General features: G+C 39.6%; 12 protein-coding genes. 8 read left to right on the forward strand and 4 right to left on the reverse strand.

Annotation, left to right across the window (positions count from 1 at the left end; genetic code table 11):
* The first annotated feature begins 3 nt into the window (after window positions 1-3).
* The 5 genes from nadD to ACPUEN_RS17850 all read left to right on the forward strand — a co-directional run bounded on the left by nadD (window position 4) and on the right by ACPUEN_RS17850 (window position 5,851).
* Window positions 4-570 carry a nicotinate (nicotinamide) nucleotide adenylyltransferase gene (gene nadD, locus ACPUEN_RS17830; protein ID WP_425637315.1) on the forward strand — a complete coding sequence of 189 codons (567 nt, stop codon included), beginning with the start codon at window positions 4-6 and terminating at the stop codon, window positions 568-570.
* A 457-nt stretch (window positions 571-1,027) separates the two neighbouring features.
* The gene (locus ACPUEN_RS17835) at window positions 1,028-2,158 is read left to right on the forward strand and encodes a 6-bladed beta-propeller (RefSeq protein WP_425637316.1); all 1,131 of its coding nucleotides are present in this window, start codon (window positions 1,028-1,030) and stop codon (window positions 2,156-2,158) included.
* Between the two features lie 197 nt (window positions 2,159-2,355).
* Complete coding sequence (locus ACPUEN_RS17840; RefSeq protein WP_425637317.1) at window positions 2,356-2,619, forward strand: hypothetical protein; 264 nt, start codon at window positions 2,356-2,358, stop codon at window positions 2,617-2,619.
* A 109-nt stretch (window positions 2,620-2,728) separates the two neighbouring features.
* The gene (locus ACPUEN_RS17845) at window positions 2,729-4,510 is read left to right on the forward strand and encodes a glycoside hydrolase family 15 protein (protein WP_425637318.1); all 1,782 of its coding nucleotides are present in this window, start codon (window positions 2,729-2,731) and stop codon (window positions 4,508-4,510) included.
* A 447-nt stretch (window positions 4,511-4,957) separates the two neighbouring features.
* Window positions 4,958-5,851 (forward strand): N-acetylmuramoyl-L-alanine amidase, encoded by an 894-nt coding sequence (locus ACPUEN_RS17850; protein ID WP_425637319.1) that lies wholly within the window; start codon window positions 4,958-4,960, stop codon window positions 5,849-5,851.
* 117 nt (window positions 5,852-5,968) lie between these two features.
* Here ACPUEN_RS17850 and ACPUEN_RS17855 read toward each other — a convergent pair whose 3' ends face one another.
* The 4 genes from ACPUEN_RS17855 to ACPUEN_RS17870 form a co-directional block, all read right to left on the reverse strand.
* The gene (locus ACPUEN_RS17855) at window positions 5,969-8,143 is read right to left on the reverse strand and encodes a bifunctional alpha,alpha-trehalose-phosphate synthase (UDP-forming)/trehalose-phosphatase (RefSeq protein WP_425637320.1); all 2,175 of its coding nucleotides are present in this window, start codon (window positions 8,141-8,143) and stop codon (window positions 5,969-5,971) included.
* Between the two features lie 174 nt (window positions 8,144-8,317).
* Entirely contained in the window at window positions 8,318-9,658 is a 1,341-nt protein-coding gene (locus ACPUEN_RS17860) for a vanadium-dependent haloperoxidase (RefSeq protein ID WP_425637321.1), read from the reverse strand.
* 179 nt (window positions 9,659-9,837) lie between these two features.
* Entirely contained in the window at window positions 9,838-13,140 is a 3,303-nt protein-coding gene (locus ACPUEN_RS17865) for a VCBS repeat-containing protein (protein WP_425637322.1), read from the reverse strand.
* Between the two features lie 390 nt (window positions 13,141-13,530).
* Complete coding sequence (locus ACPUEN_RS17870) at window positions 13,531-16,821, reverse strand: VCBS repeat-containing protein (RefSeq protein WP_425637323.1); 3,291 nt, start codon at window positions 16,819-16,821, stop codon at window positions 13,531-13,533.
* 1,025 nt (window positions 16,822-17,846) lie between these two features.
* On the opposite strand from ACPUEN_RS17870, the gene ACPUEN_RS17875 reads away from it, so the two are divergent.
* The 3 genes from ACPUEN_RS17875 to ACPUEN_RS17885 all read left to right on the forward strand — a co-directional run bounded on the left by ACPUEN_RS17875 (window position 17,847) and on the right by ACPUEN_RS17885 (window position 23,251).
* Entirely contained in the window at window positions 17,847-20,813 is a 2,967-nt protein-coding gene (locus ACPUEN_RS17875) for a SusC/RagA family TonB-linked outer membrane protein (protein WP_425637324.1), read from the forward strand.
* Window positions 20,814-20,831: 18 nt separating this feature from the next.
* Complete coding sequence (locus tag ACPUEN_RS17880) at window positions 20,832-22,466, forward strand: RagB/SusD family nutrient uptake outer membrane protein (protein WP_425637325.1); 1,635 nt, start codon at window positions 20,832-20,834, stop codon at window positions 22,464-22,466.
* 296 nt (window positions 22,467-22,762) lie between these two features.
* Entirely contained in the window at window positions 22,763-23,251 is a 489-nt protein-coding gene (locus ACPUEN_RS17885; RefSeq protein WP_425637326.1) for a hypothetical protein, read from the forward strand.
* The last annotated feature ends 4 nt before the right edge of the window (window positions 23,252-23,255 follow it).

Below are 23,255 nucleotides of genomic sequence, written 5' to 3' on the forward strand. Positions count from 1 at the left end.
GTTTTGAAGATCGGTCTATACTTCGGTTCCTTCAATCCCATCCATATTGGTCATCTGATCATAGCAGACACACTTCATGACCGCACCGATCTAGATCAGGTATGGTTTGTGGTCAGTCCGCAGAATCCACTCAAAAAAAGACAGTCTTTGATTCACGAGTTTGATCGATTGCGAATGGTGGAGCTCGCAATCGAGGACAATTATCAATTCAAGGCTTCAGATGTGGAGTTCTCCATGCCTAAGCCAAGCTATACCATAGACACCCTCGCTTACCTGACTGACCAATATCCACAGCACCAGTTTTGCTTATTTTTAGGTTCGGATAACCTGACTCAGCTGAAGCGCTGGAAAAACTACCAGACTATTCTGGACAATTATGAGATCTTTGTCTATCCACGACCAGGAGAAGCAAATTCTTTTGAGCATCCGAATATTACCCAGATCGACGCGCCGCTTTTGGATATCTCAGCCACCTTTATCCGCAAATCTATTCTTGCCGGCAAGTCTGTCAAATACCTACTTCCAGATGGCGTGTCGGATTATATTCAGGATAAGAAGCTTTATCAGTAGGCAGTATCAGTGATCAGTCACAGAGTGCAGCTGCATAGCAGGAGAAGCAGTTATGAATTTGAAAATGAATGTGATATGCATTTATTTGTTTTGTAAATAATTTCCTAGTTATGTTAAAACTAATCCTTGCGATTAAAAAAAAATAGTAAACTTATACCGAAGTCTTAAGTGAGACCTTATTCCGGCCGGGATTTTTTAACAACCTAATTGAAAGTCTTATGAAAAAATTACTATTTGGGATGGTCCTTTTTGGGGCATTCGCTATTACTAATTCATCTTTAGCAGATGATAGAGGGTCAGAAAAAAGGTACTATGGAGAGGTCGAATGTCCAGATGGATCTATAATACCAGTTACAGGTAAATGCTGTGAACCGGGAGGCGTTTTTATGTGTAACTATGTATCATGTTCAAATTATACCCCACTTACTCTAACATGTCCATCAATAGGAGGTTGAATATGAGGTTTTTACTGATTTTCGGATTTCTAATAATTCTAATTTCCTGTCAAAATCAACAAAAAACTCTAGGGGAAATTGAAGTTCCCCTAGATCATGAAAAAATACTTGCATCAACCATATTTGAAAAACCTTCTATACTAAGGCTCAAGTTTAATGATCGGATATATCCTTCTAAAATTGATCAAATTAATTTTTTGGATGACCATATTTATGTTTTGGATAAAAATTTTGGTATTATTTTTAAATTTTCAAAAGAAGGTGATCTACTAACAACTCTAGAAAAACGAGGAGAAGGACCTGAAGAATATCAGTATTTACATAGGTTTAGAGTTGATACTGAAAATAAAACTATAGAAGTTTATGATAAGGTTGGTCAAAAAATCATTATCTATGATTCAAATTTTAAATTTAAAGAATCGATAAAGATCGGTTTGTTTTTTGAGAACTTTGAAAAAATAAGTGATAAAAAGTATCTAATATATTTGGCTCAAGAAAATATTTTTAATAATGAGAATGTATTCAATAATTTGATTATTTGGGATAATGGTCAAATTACATTCTCTGATATTTTGCAAAGACCTACTGATATAAAATTTCAAGATAATTCTATTTATTTCAATAAGATAAATGAAAGTATCTACTTTACACAAGCGTTTAATGATACTATTTACAAATTTGATGTGAATAAAAATAGAATTGTTGAAAAAAGAATAGTGAACTTCCCTAATAAGTTGTTTGGAAGTTTTTCTTCTATTGATGAAATTGACAGGGTTTTTAATGATAAGACTTATTCTACTAATATAGATTACTTAGTGTTAAATGATAAAGTAACATCATTTATTTATATCAAATCAGATAATGGGAAATTATCATATATGAGATATTTTTATTTTCCACGGTCAAATTTTGTTTCTCAAGGGTCTAGTTTGTATGATGATTTTGATGGGATTTTTTTATTTAGACATATTTATTTTAGTGATAATATATTCACATATGTTGTTACGCCAGAGTCTTTGTCCAATTTGGATTTGGAAAAAGTAAGTGAAGATCTGAGGGATTCGATTGATGAATCAATTTCTTTTGAAGGTCAATTTTTGCTATTGTCATTTAAAATTAAAGAAAATTTATAAATTAAAAATAGGCTTTTAAAAATGGGGGATTTCTGTGGTTAAATTGAATCAATTCTAAATAGGTTTTACCATGAATTTAATTGAGGAATGGCCAAATTAAGCTGATCAACAGTAAAGATCTCTAATAGAATGACTACAAACCAAGTCTTAATTGAATTTATTGAGATTGAATTCTAAGTCCATATGAACTAGGATCTATGTTTTCCATTATCTTAAGGGTAGAACTGATTGTTTTTGTGGGTAAGAATTCATTTTTTGTCTTATTCTTTGGGAAAACGTATGGCGAAATATCAGATATGAGTAATCTTAATCGTTTATTTGAAATCGATTTTGATGGAAATATTTTGAATCAATATCAAGTCAATTATCCATTGAACGGTTTTTCTATAGATGAGGAAAACAGAGCAATCTATGGAGTGACAGTGGATCGGGAGCCGAATCTGGTCAGGTTTGATTATTAAGTGTGATCTGAATTTTCATTAGAAGACCAGATTTTTGCATGCTATCCCCTTTTTTGCTTTCTTGATAGTTGACCCAGAAGCCTAACTTTTAAAATCAAACCTGACCTTAATGAAAAAACATACCTACGGAAGTGGGGTGATCGGCAATTGCGCCTATATCGCCCATGTGGAACTGGACACGAATATCAGCTGGATGTGTCTGCCAAGATTTGATTCTGATTTTATTTTTGGCGGAATGCTCGACCGGGAAAAGGGTGGGGAATTCACCATTCATCCGGAGTCAGGAGACTTTAAGTCTTCTCAGGAGTATCTGGAAAACACCAATGTCCTGACGACAACGGTCAAATCAGAAGAGGGTAGTTATGCCGTCACTGATTTTGCTCCACGGTTCAAAAACTTTGATCGCTACTATAAGCCGCTGATGCTGATCCGTAAGATAGAAGCCATATCAGGATCCCCAAAAATCCTGATCAAATGTCAGCCTTCTTCTGAGCACGGCGCCAGACTGCTGAAGGCTAGCATGGGGTCTAATCATATTCGGTTTATGGATACTGATCAGGAGCTAAGACTATCCACTAATGCTCCATTGAGCTACATAATGGATGGAAAGGCTTTTGCCTTGAATAAGCCTGTTTATTTGGTGCTTACTTATGGTAGACCTTTGGAAGCTCCAATTGAAACTACTTCGGAGCGGTTTTTACATGCCACTAATGCCTATTGGCAGGAATGGGTGAAGTCCACCAGTATTTCCAATTTTCATCAAAAATTGGTGCTTCGCTCGGCTTTGATACTCAAGATCCACCAGTACGAAGATACAGGAGCCATCATTGCAGCATCAACGACCAGTTTGCCTGAGTCGCCAGGATCTACCAGAAACTGGGATTACCGCTATTGCTGGATTCGGGATAGCTATTACACATTGACTTGCTTCAATAGCTTGGGGCACTTCGAGGAGTTGGAGAAGTACTTCGAGTTTATTCATAATCTGCGTCCCGGAGACGATGGCCGCTATCAGCCACTTTATTCGATCACAGGCGATTCACTTTTGACGGAGGAGATTTCTGATCTGGATGGTTATTTGGGTGAGAAGCCCGTTCGCTTTGGTAACCAAGCTTACACCCACATTCAGAATGATCTCTATGGTCAGGTGCTGGTTTCCTTGCTTCCGTTGTATTCCGATCAGCGTTTTACAGAAGAGGAGAGAAGTAGCTCCAAGCCGATGATCATGAACCTGCTGAATAAGATCGAAGCAACAATGAATGAGAAAGATGCGGGGCTTTGGGAGTTTAGAAATCTAGCTCAGGAGCACTGCTATACCTTCTTGTTTCACTGGGCTGGAGCCTGTGCTGCGGCAAAAATCGGTATTCGCCTGAAAGACGATAGCATGTACCAAAAAGCTATTCAGCTTCGGGATGTTGCTATTAAAAAAATTGAATCCTGCTATCTGCCTGAGAAGAAAGCCTATGGGCAAGCGCTAGGCTCTACTTATATGGATGCTTCCACATTGCAGTTGATAACCATGGGGTATTTCGGAGAAGATCTGGAGCGTGCAAATGATCACCTGAAAGCCTTGGAAGATGAGCTGTTGGCAAAGGATTTCCTCTTCTACCGCTACAAGCACATGGATGATTTCGGTGTGCCGGAGACTACCTTCTTGATCTGTGCCTTCTGGTATATAGAGGCGCTGGCTTGCGTTGGAAGATTGGATGAAGCAGTGGAAGGTTTTGAGACGCTTGTGAAGTATTGTAACCACTTGCACCTATTCTCTGAGGATGTGGATCAAAAGACAGGAAGTCAATGGGGGAATTTTCCACAGGCTTATTCTCATGTGGGCTTGATGAATGCTGCTTTCCGGATAGGAAGGAAGCTGGATAGACCTAATTTCCTGTAATTAATTTCCCGCAGATAGCCGCAGATAACTAGCGCAGATTTACGGGGATTTAAAATGTCCAAATGTTGTCCTGCTTCTCCAGAAGTGGGACTTTTTTATGATCTTTTTTTAACCGCGAAGGACACTGAGTATGACAAGGCGCAACTTAGTGTTTTCCTGCTTCATCGGAAGCAGGCCTTTTTTTGTCCCAAAGGGACAATTGGTTGGTAGGTTGGATATTGTTTCGTTTTTTATCGTTCCGTAGGAACGTATGGTGCCTGATTTCCTACCAGACGTTCCTACGGAACGACCTGAAATAAATTCATTTTTTTCTACCAACCACACGTTACTATGGAACGAAACGTGTTGATATTCTTCATTTTGATAACTTATAGCATTTTTATAGGCTTGGTTTTCAGGCTTAGTACAATACTTGTAGCTTCGATTTCAGATTAACCAGTATTGACCATGAGTTTCAATAGAATTTTCTCGACGCTTCTTTTTGTGAGTATTTCACTCGCCTTTGTTTCCTGCTCCAAGGACGTTTACAGTAAGAATAATAAAGCTCACGAAAAGGCAGTGAAAAATGCCACTGCTTCTATTCAAGAAATACCAAAAACAAAAGCTGAGCTTGATTACGATACACTGAGCATCACAGATGAATGGGTAGGAACGACCAACTTTAGTATCAGGAAGCCCAACTACGTAATCATCCATCATACAGCTCAGGATTCTTTGGAGCAGACAATAACCACCTTTACGCTGAGTAGAACCCAGGTGAGTTCGCACTATGTAGTAGGTCGGGATGGGGAGATCGTTCAGATGTTAAATGATTATTTGCGATCATGGCATGCAGGCAGAGGTCGCTGGGGAAATGATACCGATTTGAATTCTGCCTCAATAGGGATCGAACTTGATAATAATGGAAGTGAGCCATTCACTACTGCCCAAATCGAAAGTTTATTGGTTTTGCTGAAGCGATTGAAATGGAAGTATTCTATTCCTACTGCCAATTTTATCGGGCACTCTGATATAGCTCCTTCGCGTAAAGTTGATCCTAGTACTTATTTTCCTTGGAAAAAATTAGCTGATGAGGGATATGGATTGTGGTACGATGAAGACGTGGTTTTTCCCGTTATATCTTCTCAGCCTTCGACTTCAATTCCCATGGAAAATTCCGATTCCATACCAGAGACAAGGCTTGATCCAGTTCTCGCTCTGAGAATCATCGGGTATGATGTTAGTGATTCAAAAGCAGCCATTCGTTCCTTCAAGCTACATTTCGTGCAGCATGATATAGAATCTGAATTAACTGAATCGGATAAAAGGATTCTGGAGAACCTGTATAAAAAGTATTTGTGATTTTTAACAGCGAAGGTCACGGGGTGACGCTGAGAACTCACTGGTTCAAGTCATGAACCTAAAAAAGGGGCGAAAAATCTTTCGCCCCGACGTATTAATGAAAAACCATTATTCAAATCAAGAAGTCAATTTCTGAAGCAATTGCCTCACTTGCTTGACTGATTTGATATTGAAATTCGCTTGGGTAAATGCATAGCCTACACGAATTGAGTAAGCATTTTTTGGCATCGCTTTGAAAGTGTCTTCATCCGTCCAGTCATCACCAATTGCCAAGATGAAATCATATTCTCCACCTTTCATCATGGCTGTTGCAGCTCGGCCTTTATTGATATCCGGACGCTTGATTTCCAAGACCATATTTCCTTCCAAAACCTGCAAATTGTGTCCTCTTGCCATATATTTCAGATGACTGAAGAGCTCCCGCATCCTGAGATCTCCCAGACCGCTTTCTACTTTTCTATAATGCCAAACAAGTGAGTGATGCTTCTCTTCGATGAATGCACCTGGAGTTCTCAGAACATAATATTCCATGATCTGCCTGATGTCATCTTTCCACCCGTCTTCCACTTCTGCGTACAGTTCCCAATCACCCTTGTTCTCTTTCTTTTTAACCCATACACCGTGTTCGGCTATCATATCTATATCTTGACCTTCAAACCATCGTCCAAGGGTATCTTTATCTCTTCCCGAGATGACCACTACTTGGGCCAGTTTGCTAAGGTCTTTCACAATTCCTTTCAACTCTGCATCTGGTATTGCCTTTTGAGGATCCGAATGAAATCCGGTAAGTGTACCATCATAATCTAGAAACAAAACAGCATTCTTGGCCTTTTTGAAACTTGTCTGAATCTCGTTCATCACTTTAGCATCTACATCTTTGGACGTAAGCTCTTCCTGCTTTTTCTTCACATGATCCAGGCGATCCATGAATACTTTCACCCACTGGAATACATCGTATTTTTTCAGGCTTTCCTGCATGCTGCTGATTCTAGCTTTTTGCTCTGCCAGAGGCATCGAAAGCGCATTGTAAATCGCATCGACTACGCCTTGTCTGTCATTTGGATTGACCAAAATAGCATCCTGCAATTCTTTGGATGCACCCGCCATTTCAGACAATATTAATACGCCCGTCTGATCAGTTTTGCTAGCTACAAATTCCTTACAAACCAGGTTCATACCGTCACGCAGAGGAGTTACCAACGCGATGTCCGACATGTTGTAAAATGCACTGAGTTCTTCGAAAGGGAAACTCCTGTAGAAGTAATGCACGGGAACCCAATTCAAGGTAGAGTACTCGCTATTTATTCGCCCTACCAAAAGGTCAATTTCCTCTTTCAGTTCTTTATAAGATTGAACCTTGTCTCGACTCGGCACCACGATCATGATCATGGATACTTTGCCATGCAATTCTTTGTGCTGCTCTAGTAATTGATTAAAAGCCTGAATACGCTGAGGAATTCCTTTGGAATAGTCGAGTCGATCGATGGTTAGTAACAGCTTTTGGTCTTCCACTTGCTTGCCAAATTCTCCGACAAAGCGTTGTGTTCTCTTACTTTTGGCTTGCTTGGCAAATTTGTCGTAATCAATCCCCATCGGAAAGGAATCCACATTGATGATCCTGTTTTCCGCTTGGATGTAGCCGCTTTCACTGGATAAACCCGTGATTCTCCCTACCGCACTTAGGAAGTGACGCATGTCATCATAGGTATGGAAACCAATCAAATCTGCCCCACATACTCCTTCAAGCAATTCCTTTCTCCAAGGTATCATCCGTATGATCTCATAGGAAGGAAAAGGGATATGCTGGAAAAATGCGATAGTAGCATTTGGCAATACTTCACGAAGCATCTGCGGGAGTAAAAGCAGCTGATAATCATGAATCCAGATTGTATCGTCTGGTCCTGCTTTTTTCAATATCGCATCACAGAATTTCTGGTTTACACGAACATAAGCATCCCAATGCTCTGGGTTGTATACCATGTATTGGGTGAAATAGTGAAATGCTGGCCAAAGTGTTTCATTACTGAATCCCTCGTAAAACTCTTCTACATCCTCTTTGGAGAGGAAAACCGGGGCCATTTTTAGATCGTGAAGTTCAAGGATGATTTCTGCTCTTTGTTCGGGATCGTCAACAGTATTTCCAGGCCACCCGATCCAAATATTTTCCCCTTCTTTATAGATTGACCCAAGACCAGTGGCTAATCCTCCAGCACTAGGTTTAAATTCAAATCTGCCATTGCGATGACGAAGACTGATAGGAAGGCGATTGGAAACGATAATGGTTTTTGACATAAAATAGTAGGTTTAAAAACAAGAAAAGGAAAAGTCCAATTCAAAAAGGTGATGAGTTAAGATAAAGAATATCCGCCAAAATATAAACAAGAAGAGACCTAATGAGTTTAATCAATCTCTGTATTTCATGATTTGATAACAAAAAAGCACCCGGTTGTTCGGGTGCTTTCAAGTTTATTTGCTGGCAACATTTTTTGGTTTTGTGTCCACTTTTGTCCAGATGAATTTAGCCAAATCCCTTCCTTCCGTGATGCCATATTCAATGGCTGGACGGTAATGGATTCCTCCATAGAATCTACTTAGTGCGGCTTCTTCAGCGGCTTGGGAGAAGGAGTCAAACTCTCTTATCGGCAAGCCATAGGCTACTTCAGAGCTATCGACAATATGAAATTCATCACCGAACAAATGTGCCAAGGTGTAGGCTGAAGCTGCCGAAGCCACACTATGTCCGCTGGTATGCTCTGGGAATGGTGGCGTCTGTAAAAGTGGCACCCACTGCTCATCTATATGTTGGTTGATGTATGTTTCTGGTCTGATGACGTTGCTGCGGTATTTTTCATCCCAGCAGGAAATAAATGCTTCGTTCAGAGAGATACTTGTCATTGCCAAAGCCTCGGCAGTTCCTTTCCAGTCTTTTTCCGCTGCTTTGGATGCAATAGCCGCTATACTCATCCAGTGTCCACCTGGGGTGATTTTCTTTTCCGCAAACATCACATGGCCTTTTACATTCATTTTGTAAGGATTACAATCCCAGAAAAGCGCAATTTCTTTTTGCTCCTCAGTAGCTGCCTTGTCCACATCATAGACTTCCTTAGCTACTTTGAAGAATTCACTATCCGGATCTGTAGAAAATGCAGGAGGTGGTAGTGGTTTGAATTGGGAAGCTGAGTCGAGAACAAAGGTTCTGATTTTATTCCAGTGCGGTTCAATTGCCTCCATGTAAGCAGGAGGAGTTGGTTGCCATGTTCCTTCTTCCTCAGTTATAGTGAATTTTGGAAATGATCGGCTTTGATGGTAATTATCTTTGGATGAATAGGCTTTGATTACATCTCCTACTTCTTTGCCGAAGGCTATAGAAGCTTCAAACACATCATCAGGAATACCTTTTTCTTTTAAAGCTTCATAAGCTGCATCTCTGTGCTCGTTCATCAATTCCTCAGAAAAGATCAATCCCGTTCCAACGTAGTAGTAGGCTGCCAGAGAAGCCAAGGGTGGGTACACTTTTTCGGATGGGGAAAAAGCCACTTTCTCCGAACCATTTAATTGTCCCATGAGAGAGACGTAATTCGGATCTACAGAAGCCGCCACTTCATAAGCTGCAAGAGAAGCATAGCTGTAGATTCTCGCCGCTACGGGAGGGGAGAAAATATCGTGGATGATCACTTCTGTGATTTTATTCTGGGCTTCACTGAGATAATGCCCATCTGTGATGGCTTGGGAATAATCGACTTGTTTTACGCAGGATATTGCTGTGAATAGCAAACATATGCCAAATATGGATTTTAGTAAACGCATTTTAATATCTGATTGAATCAATTGGGCTATAAATTTAAGGTAATCAGGCGCCAAGCTCAAGCTTTTTAAGAAATGATAACCTAGTGTGGGTTGGCAAAAGTATTGGAAATTAGGCTTTAAGCAAATGATTTTGCTCACCTTTTCAGCCTATAAATCAATCATTGTGCATTTTTCGAATCTCACTTGTATTCCCAGATTTCAGCTTCGGCACTGTTTTTTACCACCAGAATTTTTCTGTTTTCCAGAAGTCCAAATGCCCGGATATCCCCATCTATTTTGAGACCATGGGCTGCATTTTTCCAATAATCAAATGTTCCATCTCCTTTACCTAATAATACCTCACCATAGCTGGCGTCGTATTTTCCGGCTTCCGGTTTTGCCTGGGCTAAGTTTCCTCCCAGAATCAAATCCAAATTTCCATCACTATTCAAATCTAAAACTGCAATTGCAAAAACGTAGGAGCGCTGAGCTAGGATAGGAAGTGGTTTCCAGGAAAATTTCCCGTTTCCTTCATTTATGAGCACTCCGGATTCAAGATTATTTACTTCGTTGATGATGGATTGATCAATAATTTCAGATGGGAAAATATCTGTCAAAGATTTATTATTGTAATTACTGTAGCGTATGTATTTCTTTTTGACAGATGGTATTTGACGCTCAAGTTCATGTTTTAATGTATAGGGAATTTGGACTCCTCCAACTTCTTGTGCGAAAATATGCTCGATAGATCCATTTTGATCAAAATCATTCAAGTACATTTTTACAGGGGAGTCAGCGGATATTTTGAATCGTGAGTTCAGCCCATTGTTCCCCAAAATCAAATCTGGAAGCCCATCGTTATTTAAATCTGCTACATTCACTGCCCGGTACCAGCCTTTCAATGTTTCAAGTTCTGGCATTTCAATTCTTTCGAATTGGCCATTTTTATTTTTCAGAAAGATTGGAGCGGTCCATTCACCTACTAAAACCAAATCATCGCTTCCGTCCTGATCCCAATCAAGTACGGCGGCATCTGTTATCATTCCGAGATTTTTCAAGCTTGGAGCCAGTGTAGACGACTTTTCAGTGAAGTTACCCTTGCCATCATTTACCCAAAGTTGACTGTTAGCTGCGGCTCCATAGGTGAAAGGAACCAGCCTTCCTCCTACAAACAAATCAAATGCTCCGTCTTTGTTGATGTCGATCAGCTTTACGGAACTGCTGCTGCCGAAAACTGTGGTGAATCCGGCGGATGGATTCTTGGTGAAATTTCCGTCACCGTCATTTAGATACAATCGATCCGCCAGGTCTATCGACCCGAAACCGGATTCATTGCCTCCTGATGTCACAAACAAATCCAGGTCTCCATCACCATCTGCATCGAAAAATATCGCATCGGTATCCTCTGATGCATTGTCTTGAATAAATGCTTCTTGTGGACTTTCATAGTATTTTCCGGATGGGGAAGCGAGAAAGAGTTTTGCCGTGAAGGTTTTGGCTCCGCCAAAAAAGAGGTCCTCTAGCCCATCACCGTTTACATCAGCTTTAGCAAACGCCGGTCCCTCAGTGGAATACATGATATAGGTCAGTCGGTCTCGATCAAAATCCACAAATGGATTTTCCTCATGAAGGAAACTCAAACCCGAGTTTTCAACCTTGCTAAATTGTTGGCTGTTAGGTTTTTCAAAAAAGGATGTTCCAGCAGGGAGTTCGCCAGCATCTTCCCAATTCAATACCAGTAGCTGATCGGCAACTTGATTTTTTAATTCCGTGTATTTTCCATCAGGCCAAAGAACTTCAATAGATTCAATCACTTTCAAATCCCCTAAACCGATTGTGATTTTCGGGTCTACTGATGACTGAAAACCGCGATTGGGCATTTGCTCGGTATAGAATATTTGGCTTCCTGATTTTAAACGGATCTGTGTTCCTACAGCTTGTGTGTTTTTTCCTTTTCCCTTCAGTTGCAACTGAACAAAGTGATGAGTCGGATTAATAGATTTTCCCTGATTTTTAAAAATCTGAGCAGGTTGATTGACATTATTTACCACCAGATCGAGTGTGCCGTCGTTGTTTAAGTCCCCGTATGCAGCTCCGTTCGAATGGATCGCTTTACCAAGCCCCCAATCGTCTACGAAATTTTCAAATTTTAAATTACCCAGATTACGAAAAGCATAATTTGAGATGGGATTAATAGGAATTGGGTCGACAAGGGCTTTAAAATTGACACCTTCCTGCGAGATGATTTGACTTTTGGTTTTATCGTCGTCGATAAAATTCAAGTAATCCAGGTCAGTGATGTCCTGATAGATGCCATTCGCTACAAAAATATCTCTTAACCCATCATTGTCCATGTCAAACATCAGCGCTCCCCAACTCCAATCTGTGGCTTCTACATTGCTGAGTCTGCCTATTTCACTGAAGGTCCCGTCTCCATTGTTGAGATGGAGCATATTGCGGGAAAGCTGATAGTGGTACCCGTAAGTCTTGTTGAATTGGTATTTGTCCCAATTTTCAAAAGTCGTAACCTGCTTCAGCCTGACTTGTGATTCAGGAAGCATATCAGTTACAAAAATATCCAAAAGGCCGTCGCCATTGATATCTGCGATGTCAGCACCCATAGATGCTGCGCTGATAGAGCGCATAGACTTTTCCAAGGATTCTGAGAAAGTACCATCTTGATTGTTGATGTAGAGGTAGTCCTTTTCGAAGAAATCATTGGAAATGAAAATGTCGGGCCAGGTGTCCTGATTGACATCCCCGATCGTAATTCCCAGACCAAAACCGATGACTGAGCCATATATGCCTGCTTCTTCGGATACATCTTTGAATGTCCCAGCATCATTTCTAAAAAGTTTGTCACCGCCTACATTGTCCCGTTTGATTCGTTCGTTTTGCATTTTATTAAACGAGCCGATTGCCTGATAGGAGTTATTCAATAAATAGACGTCTAGATCACCATCTTTGTCATAATCGAAAAAAACTGCATGGGTGGAAAATCCCTGGTCTGCCAGACCATAAGCCTCTGCCATTTCTAGAAAAGTCCCATCTCCCTGATTGATAAAAAGTTCATTTTGTTTGTTGTCACCGGAAATGTCCCCGGAATTGCAAACATAGATATCCAGAAATCCATCCCCATCTACATCAGCCATGGAGACGCCTGTGCTCCAAGCGCGCGTTCCGGCCACCCCTGCTTGCTCAGTTATATCTTCAAATTTGAACTCCCCTTTGTTAAGATAAAGTTTATTCGGACCTAGGTTGGCTGTAAGATATAGGTCCGCCAGCCCATCGTTGTTAATATCCCCAATGGCTACTCCGCCTCCATTATAATAGTTTCGGTAAGTAAAAATATTGAAATCTTCACTAAAGCTTAAGTCGTTTCGGAAATCTACCCCGGAACTCGCACCGTCAATTTCCTGAAAAAGGGTAGCTCGTTTTTCATTTTCTTCCTTGCAGGAAAAAAGTAAAACTACGATGATTAGGCTTGCAATTTGGTTCCTCATGAAATGCTCTTATTCTTTATTTTTTTCTCTGAAGACCGATCCGAAATTTCAAGACGCAGATCTGACAGGTACTTTTGGAAGGCTGTGATTTGCTGGTGTTTTTTCACTTTAAACTGGAGTTTTCCCTCACTTTTCAAATCGATAAATCCAGCATTAGTTGGAATCCTAGTTGGTCTTTTGGGTTGATTTTTAATCGAAAGATTGGTGGATTTAATAATTAAATTTTTCTGTATGTTCATTTCCGCGGAAGTTCCAAAGCTTGATTTTCTACCCCTTCCCTGCTCTTGTTCCATGGAATTTTGTTTGACTTGATCCCAAAAATAAAATTCTTTTCTATCTCTTCCTTTGTAGCGGGATTGGAGTGAGAAAAGAATAAGGGGCAAAGCAGAATTAATCGCGGAATTCAAAAACCAAGGGTTCATCATTATTTCGTAATACTACTAAATTTGGTTTGTTTTCAAGACTGATTTGAATAAAGTCCCGAATTTCACCGGGAACAAAGAGACCACTTTCTTCAGGCTTTAGAATTTTCCACTGATTTTCTCCATTAGGTTTCAGGACCCAGCCATAGCTTCCCATTTGACTCCCCAATTCTGGCTTGATCCGGCTTTGATTTCCTCCAAAAATCAAGAAGGACTCCCCAGTTTTTCCAGGAATGGAAGTGATGGAGTAGACTGGAGCAGATTGGATTTCAAGGGGTAAATCAGTGCGTAGAAAATTGCCGTTTCCATCGTTTATCCAAAGGCTGGTTTCTAGAATTCCAGCTGTTAAAGTTAAGGAATTTGCCCAAACAGCTTCTGGGAAAAGTTCCTCCAAAGATTTGTTTTGGTAGGATTCATAGGTTAGCAATTGCTTCCGTAAAGAAGGGATTTGACGGAGCAAGGCAGGTTTAAGCACCCATGGAATTGTTCTTTCATTTTCGTATTGCGAAAGAATCTGATCTAAGGTTCCATTTTGATCAAAGTCGTTTAGGATCATTCTAAGCTGAGAGCTGCTGTGGCTTCGAAGTCGTGAATTTAAGCCGTGATTTCCGGCAAGAATGTCGGGATATCCATCGTTATTCACATCTGAAACAAACAGGCAATTCCAAAGGCCACTGGTTTTTTCGAAACCAAAATCGTTCGTTTTTTCAATCAATTTATTTCCCTCAAAACTGAAAATCCTAATAGGCATCCACTCACCGGCGACAATGATTTCAAGTGTTCCATCTCCATCCAAATCTGCCAAATCAGCGGAGGTCAGCATCCCGATTTTTGAGAGTTCAGGGTTGAGACTTTGAGAAATTTGCTTAAAATTTCCCGTTCCATCATTTTCCCAGACTTGTAGCCCTGTCGGGATTCCATATGCAAATGGAATGACCCGGCTGCCGACGATCAAATCCAAATCTCCGTCCTTGTCAAAATCCATAGGAAGTAGAAAGGCAGTCGGGTTTGAAGAAAAGTATTGAGGGGACTTTTGAAAATTTCCAGTTCCATCATTGAGGTAAAGCCGGTCTGAATATGCCAGGGAATTATCCCCAAACTCGATTCCACCACTACCTACGAGCAAATCCGGTTTTCCATCTTGATTCGCATCAAAAAAAAGAGCCGTGACATCTTCAGAAATGGCATCCGAAGCGAAGAGTTCTGTTTGTTTGGAAATGAATTCGGCATTTGAGTTTTGGAATAACAAAACAGAGGCTTGTTCTTTCGCTCCCGGAATAAAAAGATCATCCAATCCATCACCATTCACATCTGCTTTGGCAGCTTTTGGTCCCTCATTGCTAATCATCCAAAATCGTAATCGATCTCGATCAAAATCTATAAAGTTACTCTCCTGATGCTGAAAAGGGATTTTTGAAGTTTTTTGAGCGAAGAGCTGAGCAGGAAATTCTTCTAAATCGGGTTTGATATTTTCATCTTTCTCGGGTGAAAGTTTCAATAATTGATTGGCCTGAACGTTTCTGATGATTTGGGTTTTGCCATCAGGCCAAATAATCTCCAGGGAATCGAGTTTTTCTACTGAACCCAAGCCAAAATGCAACCTAGGGTCCACCGAGGACATGTATCCTTTGACAGGCTGATACTCTTGAAAAAGCTTTTTATCTGCAGTGTAAGCGGTAATTTTTGTGCCAAATTCCTGACCTAGTTCTATACTGAGATAGTTGCCTATTTTTTTGTCCGAACTGGTATTCCTGTATACAAAAGCCTGGTCATTTAAATTATTGATCACCAAATCCAGATCTCCGTCATTATCCAAATCGCCATAGGCTGATCCAGTACTGAATGTATGCTGATCTAAACCCAGACTTTGGGCAAGGTTTTCAAATTTCCAATTTCCCTGATTTTTAAATAAAAAGTTTTGCTGAGGATTGGATGGAAATGCATCAATCATTTTAGTCAAAAGGATAGAGTCTTCCTGAAAACCTTTTACTTTCTTCTGATTGTTGACATAGAAATCCACAAAGTCAAAATCAGTCAAATCTTTCACAATTCCATTGGTGACTAAAATATCTTTCAGTCCATCATTGTCCATGTCGAAAATCAATGCCCCCCAACTCCAGTCTGTTGCCTCTACGCCTGCCATCCGACTCACTTCTGCAAAAATTGGGGTTTGAGTTCCAGGTCTGGATCCCAGATTTCTTTGAAGCGTGTTTCGGGTAAATTGCTGATGATATCCAGCTTTTACATTGGATTGAAATTTATCCCAATCTTCGAAAGGGGTCTTCGTTTTGACGCGTGATAGTTCTTTTGGAAGCATTTCGGTGACAAAAATATCTGGACGGGTATCATTGTCCAGATCAGCAATATCAGCCCCCATACTACCCAGACTTATTTCTGGGAGTAGTTCAGGAAGAACTTCAGTAAATGTCCCGTTTTGGTTGTTGAAATAGAGATAATCTCTTTCAAAAAAATCATTAGAAACGTATAAATCTGGCCAATTATCGTTATTCAAGTCAGCCACTGTGACACCTAGGCCATAGCCTATGTTACTTCCAAAAATTCCTGCTGATTCAGAAACATCCGTGAAGATTGTTCCATCGTTCCTAAATAGCTTATTTCCCCCTTCTGGATCTCGGATTTCACGCTGCCCAACCCTCAGATCATAAATTCCAACAGATCTTGTCGAATTACTGAGGAGGTACATGTCCAAATCTCCATCCTTGTCAAAATCAAAGAAAACAGCATGCTGACTCAGCCCTTTTTCAGCAATTCCATACTCGTTGGATTTTTCTGAAAATGTCAGATTCCCAGTATTGATAAAAAGTTCATTGTGGCGTTTTTCGCCACCTGGAGGGCCGGATTTGCAAACGTAAATATCCAGTAACCCATCTCCGTTCACGTCGGCCATACTTACTCCAGTAGTCCAATAGCCAGTTGAGTTTAGTCCAGCTTGGTCGGTAATGTCTTTAAATTTCAGATTTCCCAGGTTCAGGTAAAGTCTGTTTGAAGTTTGATTTCCGGCCAGGAAAATATCAGTTAGTCCATCGTTATTAATATCACCCAGCGCTACTCCAGCTCCGTTGTAAAAATTGCGAAAAGTGTAGGGGTTAACTTTTTCGGTATATTCAAGGTCATTTCTGAAGGATATGCCTGAATCTTCCTCTGAAAGTAGTTGGAACAGCATGTCATCACTTTTCTCTTTTCTATGGCAAGAGAGGCTGGAAAAAAACAGAAGAATAAGAAGGGTTTTTTGCTTCATTGACTATGTTCATAAAACAGGAAATGAACAAAAGTTCAACTCCTTTTTAATACATCTCAGATTCGAGAACTTAACTGGAATTTGAGTTTCGTTAGGGTTTCTATTGATTTATCACTAGAGAACTGGAAGTAAAACTGAAAAACATAGTAGCTCCAGTTTGAACTTAATTTTATTTCACCGAGCGAATCTAAACTTGGTTGGCCAACTACTTGAAACTTCAGCAAATTATCCATGGTCATAAATTAACCTAAATGACCCAGGTGTTGGCATAAATGCTTTTAAATTTTATGAATCTACCAGTTTGTTTGGTTTGACCAAAATCGAGATAAAGTTTTACTCAATCTGAAACAAGGTAAAAACAGGTGTAGTGGTTTTTTCTAACTGATCCACAAAACAAGGGAATTAGGTAAAGTTCATAAAAAATGAGAAAATGCTTTTGAGGTAGCCTATGCTCATATTGCCAATTCTATAAAAATCTTTGCCTAAGCTCGTAGCATTTTTATTAAGTCTGTGGTTTTGGTTGATTTAGGTATCCAAGCACCTGATTTGAACAGTTTTAGCACATTTGATTTATCAAATTCAAATTTCAAAGCTTGTTTTTCGATTCATGGGAAATCTGTTCATTTTTTTTCCAGAGGCAAAACAAACTATTTTAAACAAATTTGGAAACAAAATTGGAATTAGAAGGTTCTCAAAAGGGCATATTAGATAGCTGTTTTGTTATTCAAATAATTTTACAATTATCTTTGGTTTTATTTTAGAATGCAGAATTTTTATTTAAAATTGCCTTGAGATATTTTGAATCAAATGCTTTTATTGAGGTTTAGAATTTAAAATTATTATTTGAATTCATAAAACTGAGGAGAAGTTCCAACAGTCCTTTGGTCTGAAGGTATAATGCCTTAAATTAAGCATAGTTGTTTTGCCATTTATTTCAGAAAAGAGCTTCTGAAATTGTTGAGTAGCAAAAGAATAAAGATTTTCCAAAAGAGCTCATTAAACAATTAACCAAAACCCAAAATCACATGAAGAAACATTTAAAGTTGATTTTCATGTTATTCTTATGCTTCGCTTTTAGCCTATGTCAGTCGGCATTTGCACAGCAAGCTACGATAACAGGAAAAGTTACAGATGCAGAAACTGGGGAAGGAATCCCGGGAGTAAGTATTCTAATTAGTGGTACCACGCAAGGAGTGGTGACAGATTTGGATGGGGGCTATTCTATCGAGGCAAGCCCCAGTGATGTTTTACGATTTTCATTTATCGGTTATAACATCGTAGAAGAGGCGGTGGGAAACCGGACAGAAATCAATGTAGCCCTAGCCGAAAATATACAAGCTCTGACAGAAGTCGTAGTTGTGGGTTATGGTACGCAAGAAAAGAAGGAGATAACGAGTGCGGTAACCAGTATCAAATCAGAGAATTTTAATCAAGGTACCGTTAATAATCCGTCGCAACTGCTTCAAGGAAAAGTTGCGGGACTAAACATCGCAAGGCCAGGAGGAAATCCAAATGGTGGATTTAATGTGCGATTACGAGGTATCTCTTCCATCGGAGAAAATGCTTCGCCTCTAGTTGTTATTGATGGTGTTATTGGAGCTTCCTTAAGTACAGTAGATCCAAATGATATAGAATCCATGGACGTATTGAAGGATGGGTCTGCAGCTGCGATTTACGGAACAAGAGGATCAGCGGGTGTGATCTTGGTAACCACAAAAAAGGGCCGAAAGGGAAGAACTGTTGTTGAATTTAACAGTAGTGTAGCTATCGAAAATGTTGCTAGGACAATCAGTGTCATGAATGCTGAAGAATACAAGGCAATACCTAATTCCAGAGACCTTGGAGGTAGTACCAACTGGCTTGATGAGGTAACTAATACAGGAATTAGTCTTATAAACAATCTTTCGCTCGGTGGAGGAAATGAAAGCACCAGTTATAGAGTTTCGATCAATTCTAGAAATGTTGATGGCGTTGGTATTAATTCCGGATTCGACCAATTAAATGCCAGATTGAGTCTAACTCAAAAAGCACTAAAAGACAAAGCAACATTTACGGTAAATATTTCCAATACCTCAGTCGATAGAGAATTTGGCAACGAAAACGCCTTTAGATATGCTATTATAAGCAATCCAACGCTCCCTGTTTATGATCCAAACCCACAAAGTCCTGATTTTGGAGGCTATTCAGAGCGAGATATTTTTGACTGGTTCAATCCTGTATCCATTGCAGAACAAAACATCGCAGATGGTAGAGATAACAGCCTTCTGGCCAGTATTCGTGGAGAATACAATTTCACTAGTAAATTTAGCGGTGCATTGTTTTATTCCACTCAACGAGAAACTGAATGGAGAGGATCTTATTCTCCCAAAACAGCGAAATTCGGAGGTGGATTTGGTAGAAATGGTTTGGCCACTATTCAAAATAATGAAAGGCTAAATGATCTGTTTGAAGCTACGTTGAATTATTATGAAAACTTGGGTAAAGTTGGTGTGTCGATCCTGGGAGGATATTCTTATCAGGAATTTTTTAATCAGGGAAATTATACCCAAGCTGGTAATTTTCTGACAGATGCATTTACTTACAATAACATCGGTGCAGGACTTGACTTTGAAAATGGATTAGCGACAGTTTCAAGTTATGCGAACTCAAACAAATTAGTGGCCTTCTTTGGGCGGACTAATTTCAATTTAAATGATACCTACCTACTATCTCTCAGTGCTCGATATGAAGGTTCAACTAGATTTGGAGCTAACAATAAGTGGGGCTTGTTTCCTGCAATTAGTGCAGGTGTGAACATCGCAAATTTGGTAGACATGCCAGGCGTAAGTTCGATGAAATTCAGGGCAAGTTATGGTAGAACTGGTACGCAGCCAGGAGATTCCTATTTATCCTTTTTACGATTTGACGATCAGGGCAACTTCTTCTATGATGGCCAATTCATAAAATCCTATGGACCGGTATCCAATGCTAACCCAGATTTGTCATGGGAGACAAAGGATGAATATAATGTGGGCTTGGACTTTGTGATTTTAAATAACAAGCTAGATGGTGCTATAGACTATTATACAAGGGTGACTACAGGAATGATTTTACCAATCAACGTACCTGTGCCACCAAATTTATTTCCTACTACCCAATTGAACATAGGTGAAATGTCCAATTCTGGTCTGGAAGTGATGTTAAATTATAGAGCTGTTCAAACAGCTGATTTCAGATGGACTACGGGAGTCAATTTCTCAACATTAAAGACAAATCTTAGAAGCTTGTCAGCAGGAGATTTAAGTTTCGGAGAAGTTAATTATCGCTCTAATTTTGGATCACCAGGTCAAAACCTAACACAGTTGATCAGGATCCAGGAAAATGGACCTCTAGGACAAATTTGGGGGCCAATTCAAGTTGGTGTCAGCGATGATGGAAGCCCTATAATGCAAGTAATCAATGGTACAGCTGAAGATGAAAACGGAAATCCTGTTTATTGTAACTGTAATGATGATAGAACCCAATTAGGTACAGCTTATCCTACTTTGAATTTTGGTTTCAATAACTCCATAGCTTACAAGAATTGGGATTTGAATTTCTTCTTTAGAGGATCTTTTGGTCATTACCTAATCAACAGCTATAGAGGTTTCTATGAGAATACGGAGAGTACAACAGTTCAAAACTGGAATATTGTAAACACCAAATACTTTGATCCGAATATCACTAAAGCAGAATATAACAGCTCGCATGTTGAAAAAGCTGATTTTGTAGTTTTGGACAATGCTACTCTCGGCTATAATTTTAATATTGAGCCAGGCAAAGCAGTTGGAAGATTTAGGGCTTATATTTCAGTTCAAAATCCTTTCATGTTTACCGGATATACCGGTGTAGACCCTGAGGTGAGATATGGGGATTCAGAATCAAATAATGACCCTCTTGCTCCGGGAATTGAGCGAAGAGCAACTTATTTCACCACGACGATTACTACTCTAGGCCTTAATCTAAGTTTCTAAGCTAAAAAATAAGATATCATGAAAAAAATACTAAACATACGATACTTCTTGATTTGCCTAGGAATGAGTTATTTCGCCTCATCATGTGTCGATTTAGAAGAAGAGCTTTATAGTACTGTCACAGCAGATAACTTTTTCCAAACAGATGAAGAGTTTATTTCTGCACTTGGACAAGCATACACCTCATTAGGAGGACTAGGGAACCACTCTGGACTTTGGTCAATCAATGAAATCGCCTCTGACGAAATTGTTGTATCCCATAAAGGGGGAGACTGGTTTGACGGAGGAGTTCTTTTGCAATTGCACCAACACGAATTCAAAAGCGATAATCCTTTCTTTCAGAATTCCTGGAATTTCCTTTTTGGTGGAATCAATACCTGCAATAGATTGATCTTTTCTTTTGAAACACTGGACAACCCTAACTCTGAGGCGTTTATAGCTGAGCTAAGGGCGTTACGCGCGCTTTATTATTACTGGGCAATGGACGCTTTTGGAAATATTCCTATCGTAACAGATTTTACTGATGAGGAGGCTCCTGATACCAAACCTAGGAGGGAAGTTTATGATTTTATATTGAGTGAACTCAATGAAATCATTCCATTGCTACCGGTAGCCAAAGATGGTTCTACTTATGGGAGGATGACCAAATGGAGTGCTTTAATGATCCGAATGAAACTTTATCTCAATGCAGAAGTATACACAGGCTCACCTCAATGGGCTCTAGCTGCTGCAGATGCTTCAGAGATTATTAATAGCGGTATTTACAGCTTGATGCCATCTTACCGAAATAATTTTGCAATAAACAACAGTCAATCCACCGAAAATATCTTCGTCTATCCTTATGATAAGGTATTTGCTGGTGGCTTTAACTGGGTAATGATGACACTACATATAGTAAGCCAGTCTACCTTCAATCTTACCCAACAGCCATGGAATGGCTATCAGACAGTTGAAGAGTTTTATAACTCATACGTTGATCCGGCTCAAAATCCAGGTATTCAAGGTCCTGTCTGGAAGGGATTGGCTTTAGAACAATCCACTGGGACAATAGACGGAAGATTAAGCAATTTCTTGGTAGGACCTCAATTTAGAGCTGATGGTACAACATTGGAAGATCCGGGAGTTGAACCTACAGATCCAACTGGAAGAAACGGCGATCCAAATGGCCCACCTCTGACATTCATGCCTTACCTAAATGAGATCTCTCCAGGAGGGTTGCGTCAAGCCGGAGCCAGAATTGCTAAATACGAATTTGAAATGGGAGGCACTGATAACATGAGTAATGACTTTGTGATATTCAGGCTATCTGATGCCATTCTTTCACTTGCTGAAGCTAAGTTCAGAATGGGGGAAACCACTGAAGCATTAGCCTTGGTGAATCAAATTCGAGACAGAGCCGGCAACCTTGATCCATTCACTTCTCTGACCGAAGAAAACCTATTTGCGGAAAGAGGTAGGGAAATGTATGTCGAAATGACTAGAAGACAGGATTTAATCCGATTCAAAAAGTATGGCGATGCTTGGTGGCCTTTTCAAGGTATGAATAGGCCAAAGCAAGTTCACTCTCCTGGAAGCTATTTGGAATTATTCCCTATTCCTCAGCCTCAGCTACTTGCGAATCCAAAATTACAACAAAACCCTGGATACAATTAATCAGTATTCAATACAGACTAAGAAGCAGGCTGAAATTTCAGCTTGCTTTTTTTTTAAGAGCTTTATACTCCAAATTTGTTTTAAATAAGATTGAAAAATAGATTCAAATTCGTTTAATTCCTCCATCTCGCATATCAGATGCTTAGAGAGAATTTCCGTAGTTGTTTATGACCCATTTATCCATGCGAAGATATTTTACCAAATTATTTTCTTTAATAATTCTGAGCATTGGCCTTCAGAGTTGTGATTCTTCATTCTTTAATTCCTCTGAGGATTATCCTTTGGAATCAGATAACTTGTTTTTAGGTTTTTATTTAGGCATGCCCCAAAAAGACTTTTTTGATCATTGCACTGAATTGAACAAACAACAAAAAATTACTCAAGGTCCTGGCGGATCCACCAATGTAGAGTACAGAATTGTGGATGAATATGACAGTGAAGTTAGCATGCGATTTTTTCCGACATTCATAGACGAAAAAATTTATGAAATGCCTGTCCTCTATTCTTATGTGGCTTGGGCACCTTGGAACAAACATTATTGGGCTGAAAGTCTCCTCCCAAAAGTCCTAGAAAAATATAAATTGACTTACGGTGATGATTTTGAATTACTCAATCATCCTACCCAAGGTAAAGTATACTATAAAATTGATGGTAAAAGAAGAATCAACTTGTTTGTCAAAGATGAACAGTTTGTACAAGCTGTCTTCACGGATTTAAAGGTAGAGAAGAGGCTTAAAGAAGAATTTGAAAAAAGCCAGTCTCAAGAGCAAAACCCATCTAATTGAGCCA

The sequence above is a fragment of the Algoriphagus yeomjeoni genome (assembly GCF_049821175.1).
GTDB classification, from domain to species: Bacteria; Bacteroidota; Bacteroidia; order Cytophagales; family Cyclobacteriaceae; genus Algoriphagus; species Algoriphagus yeomjeoni_A.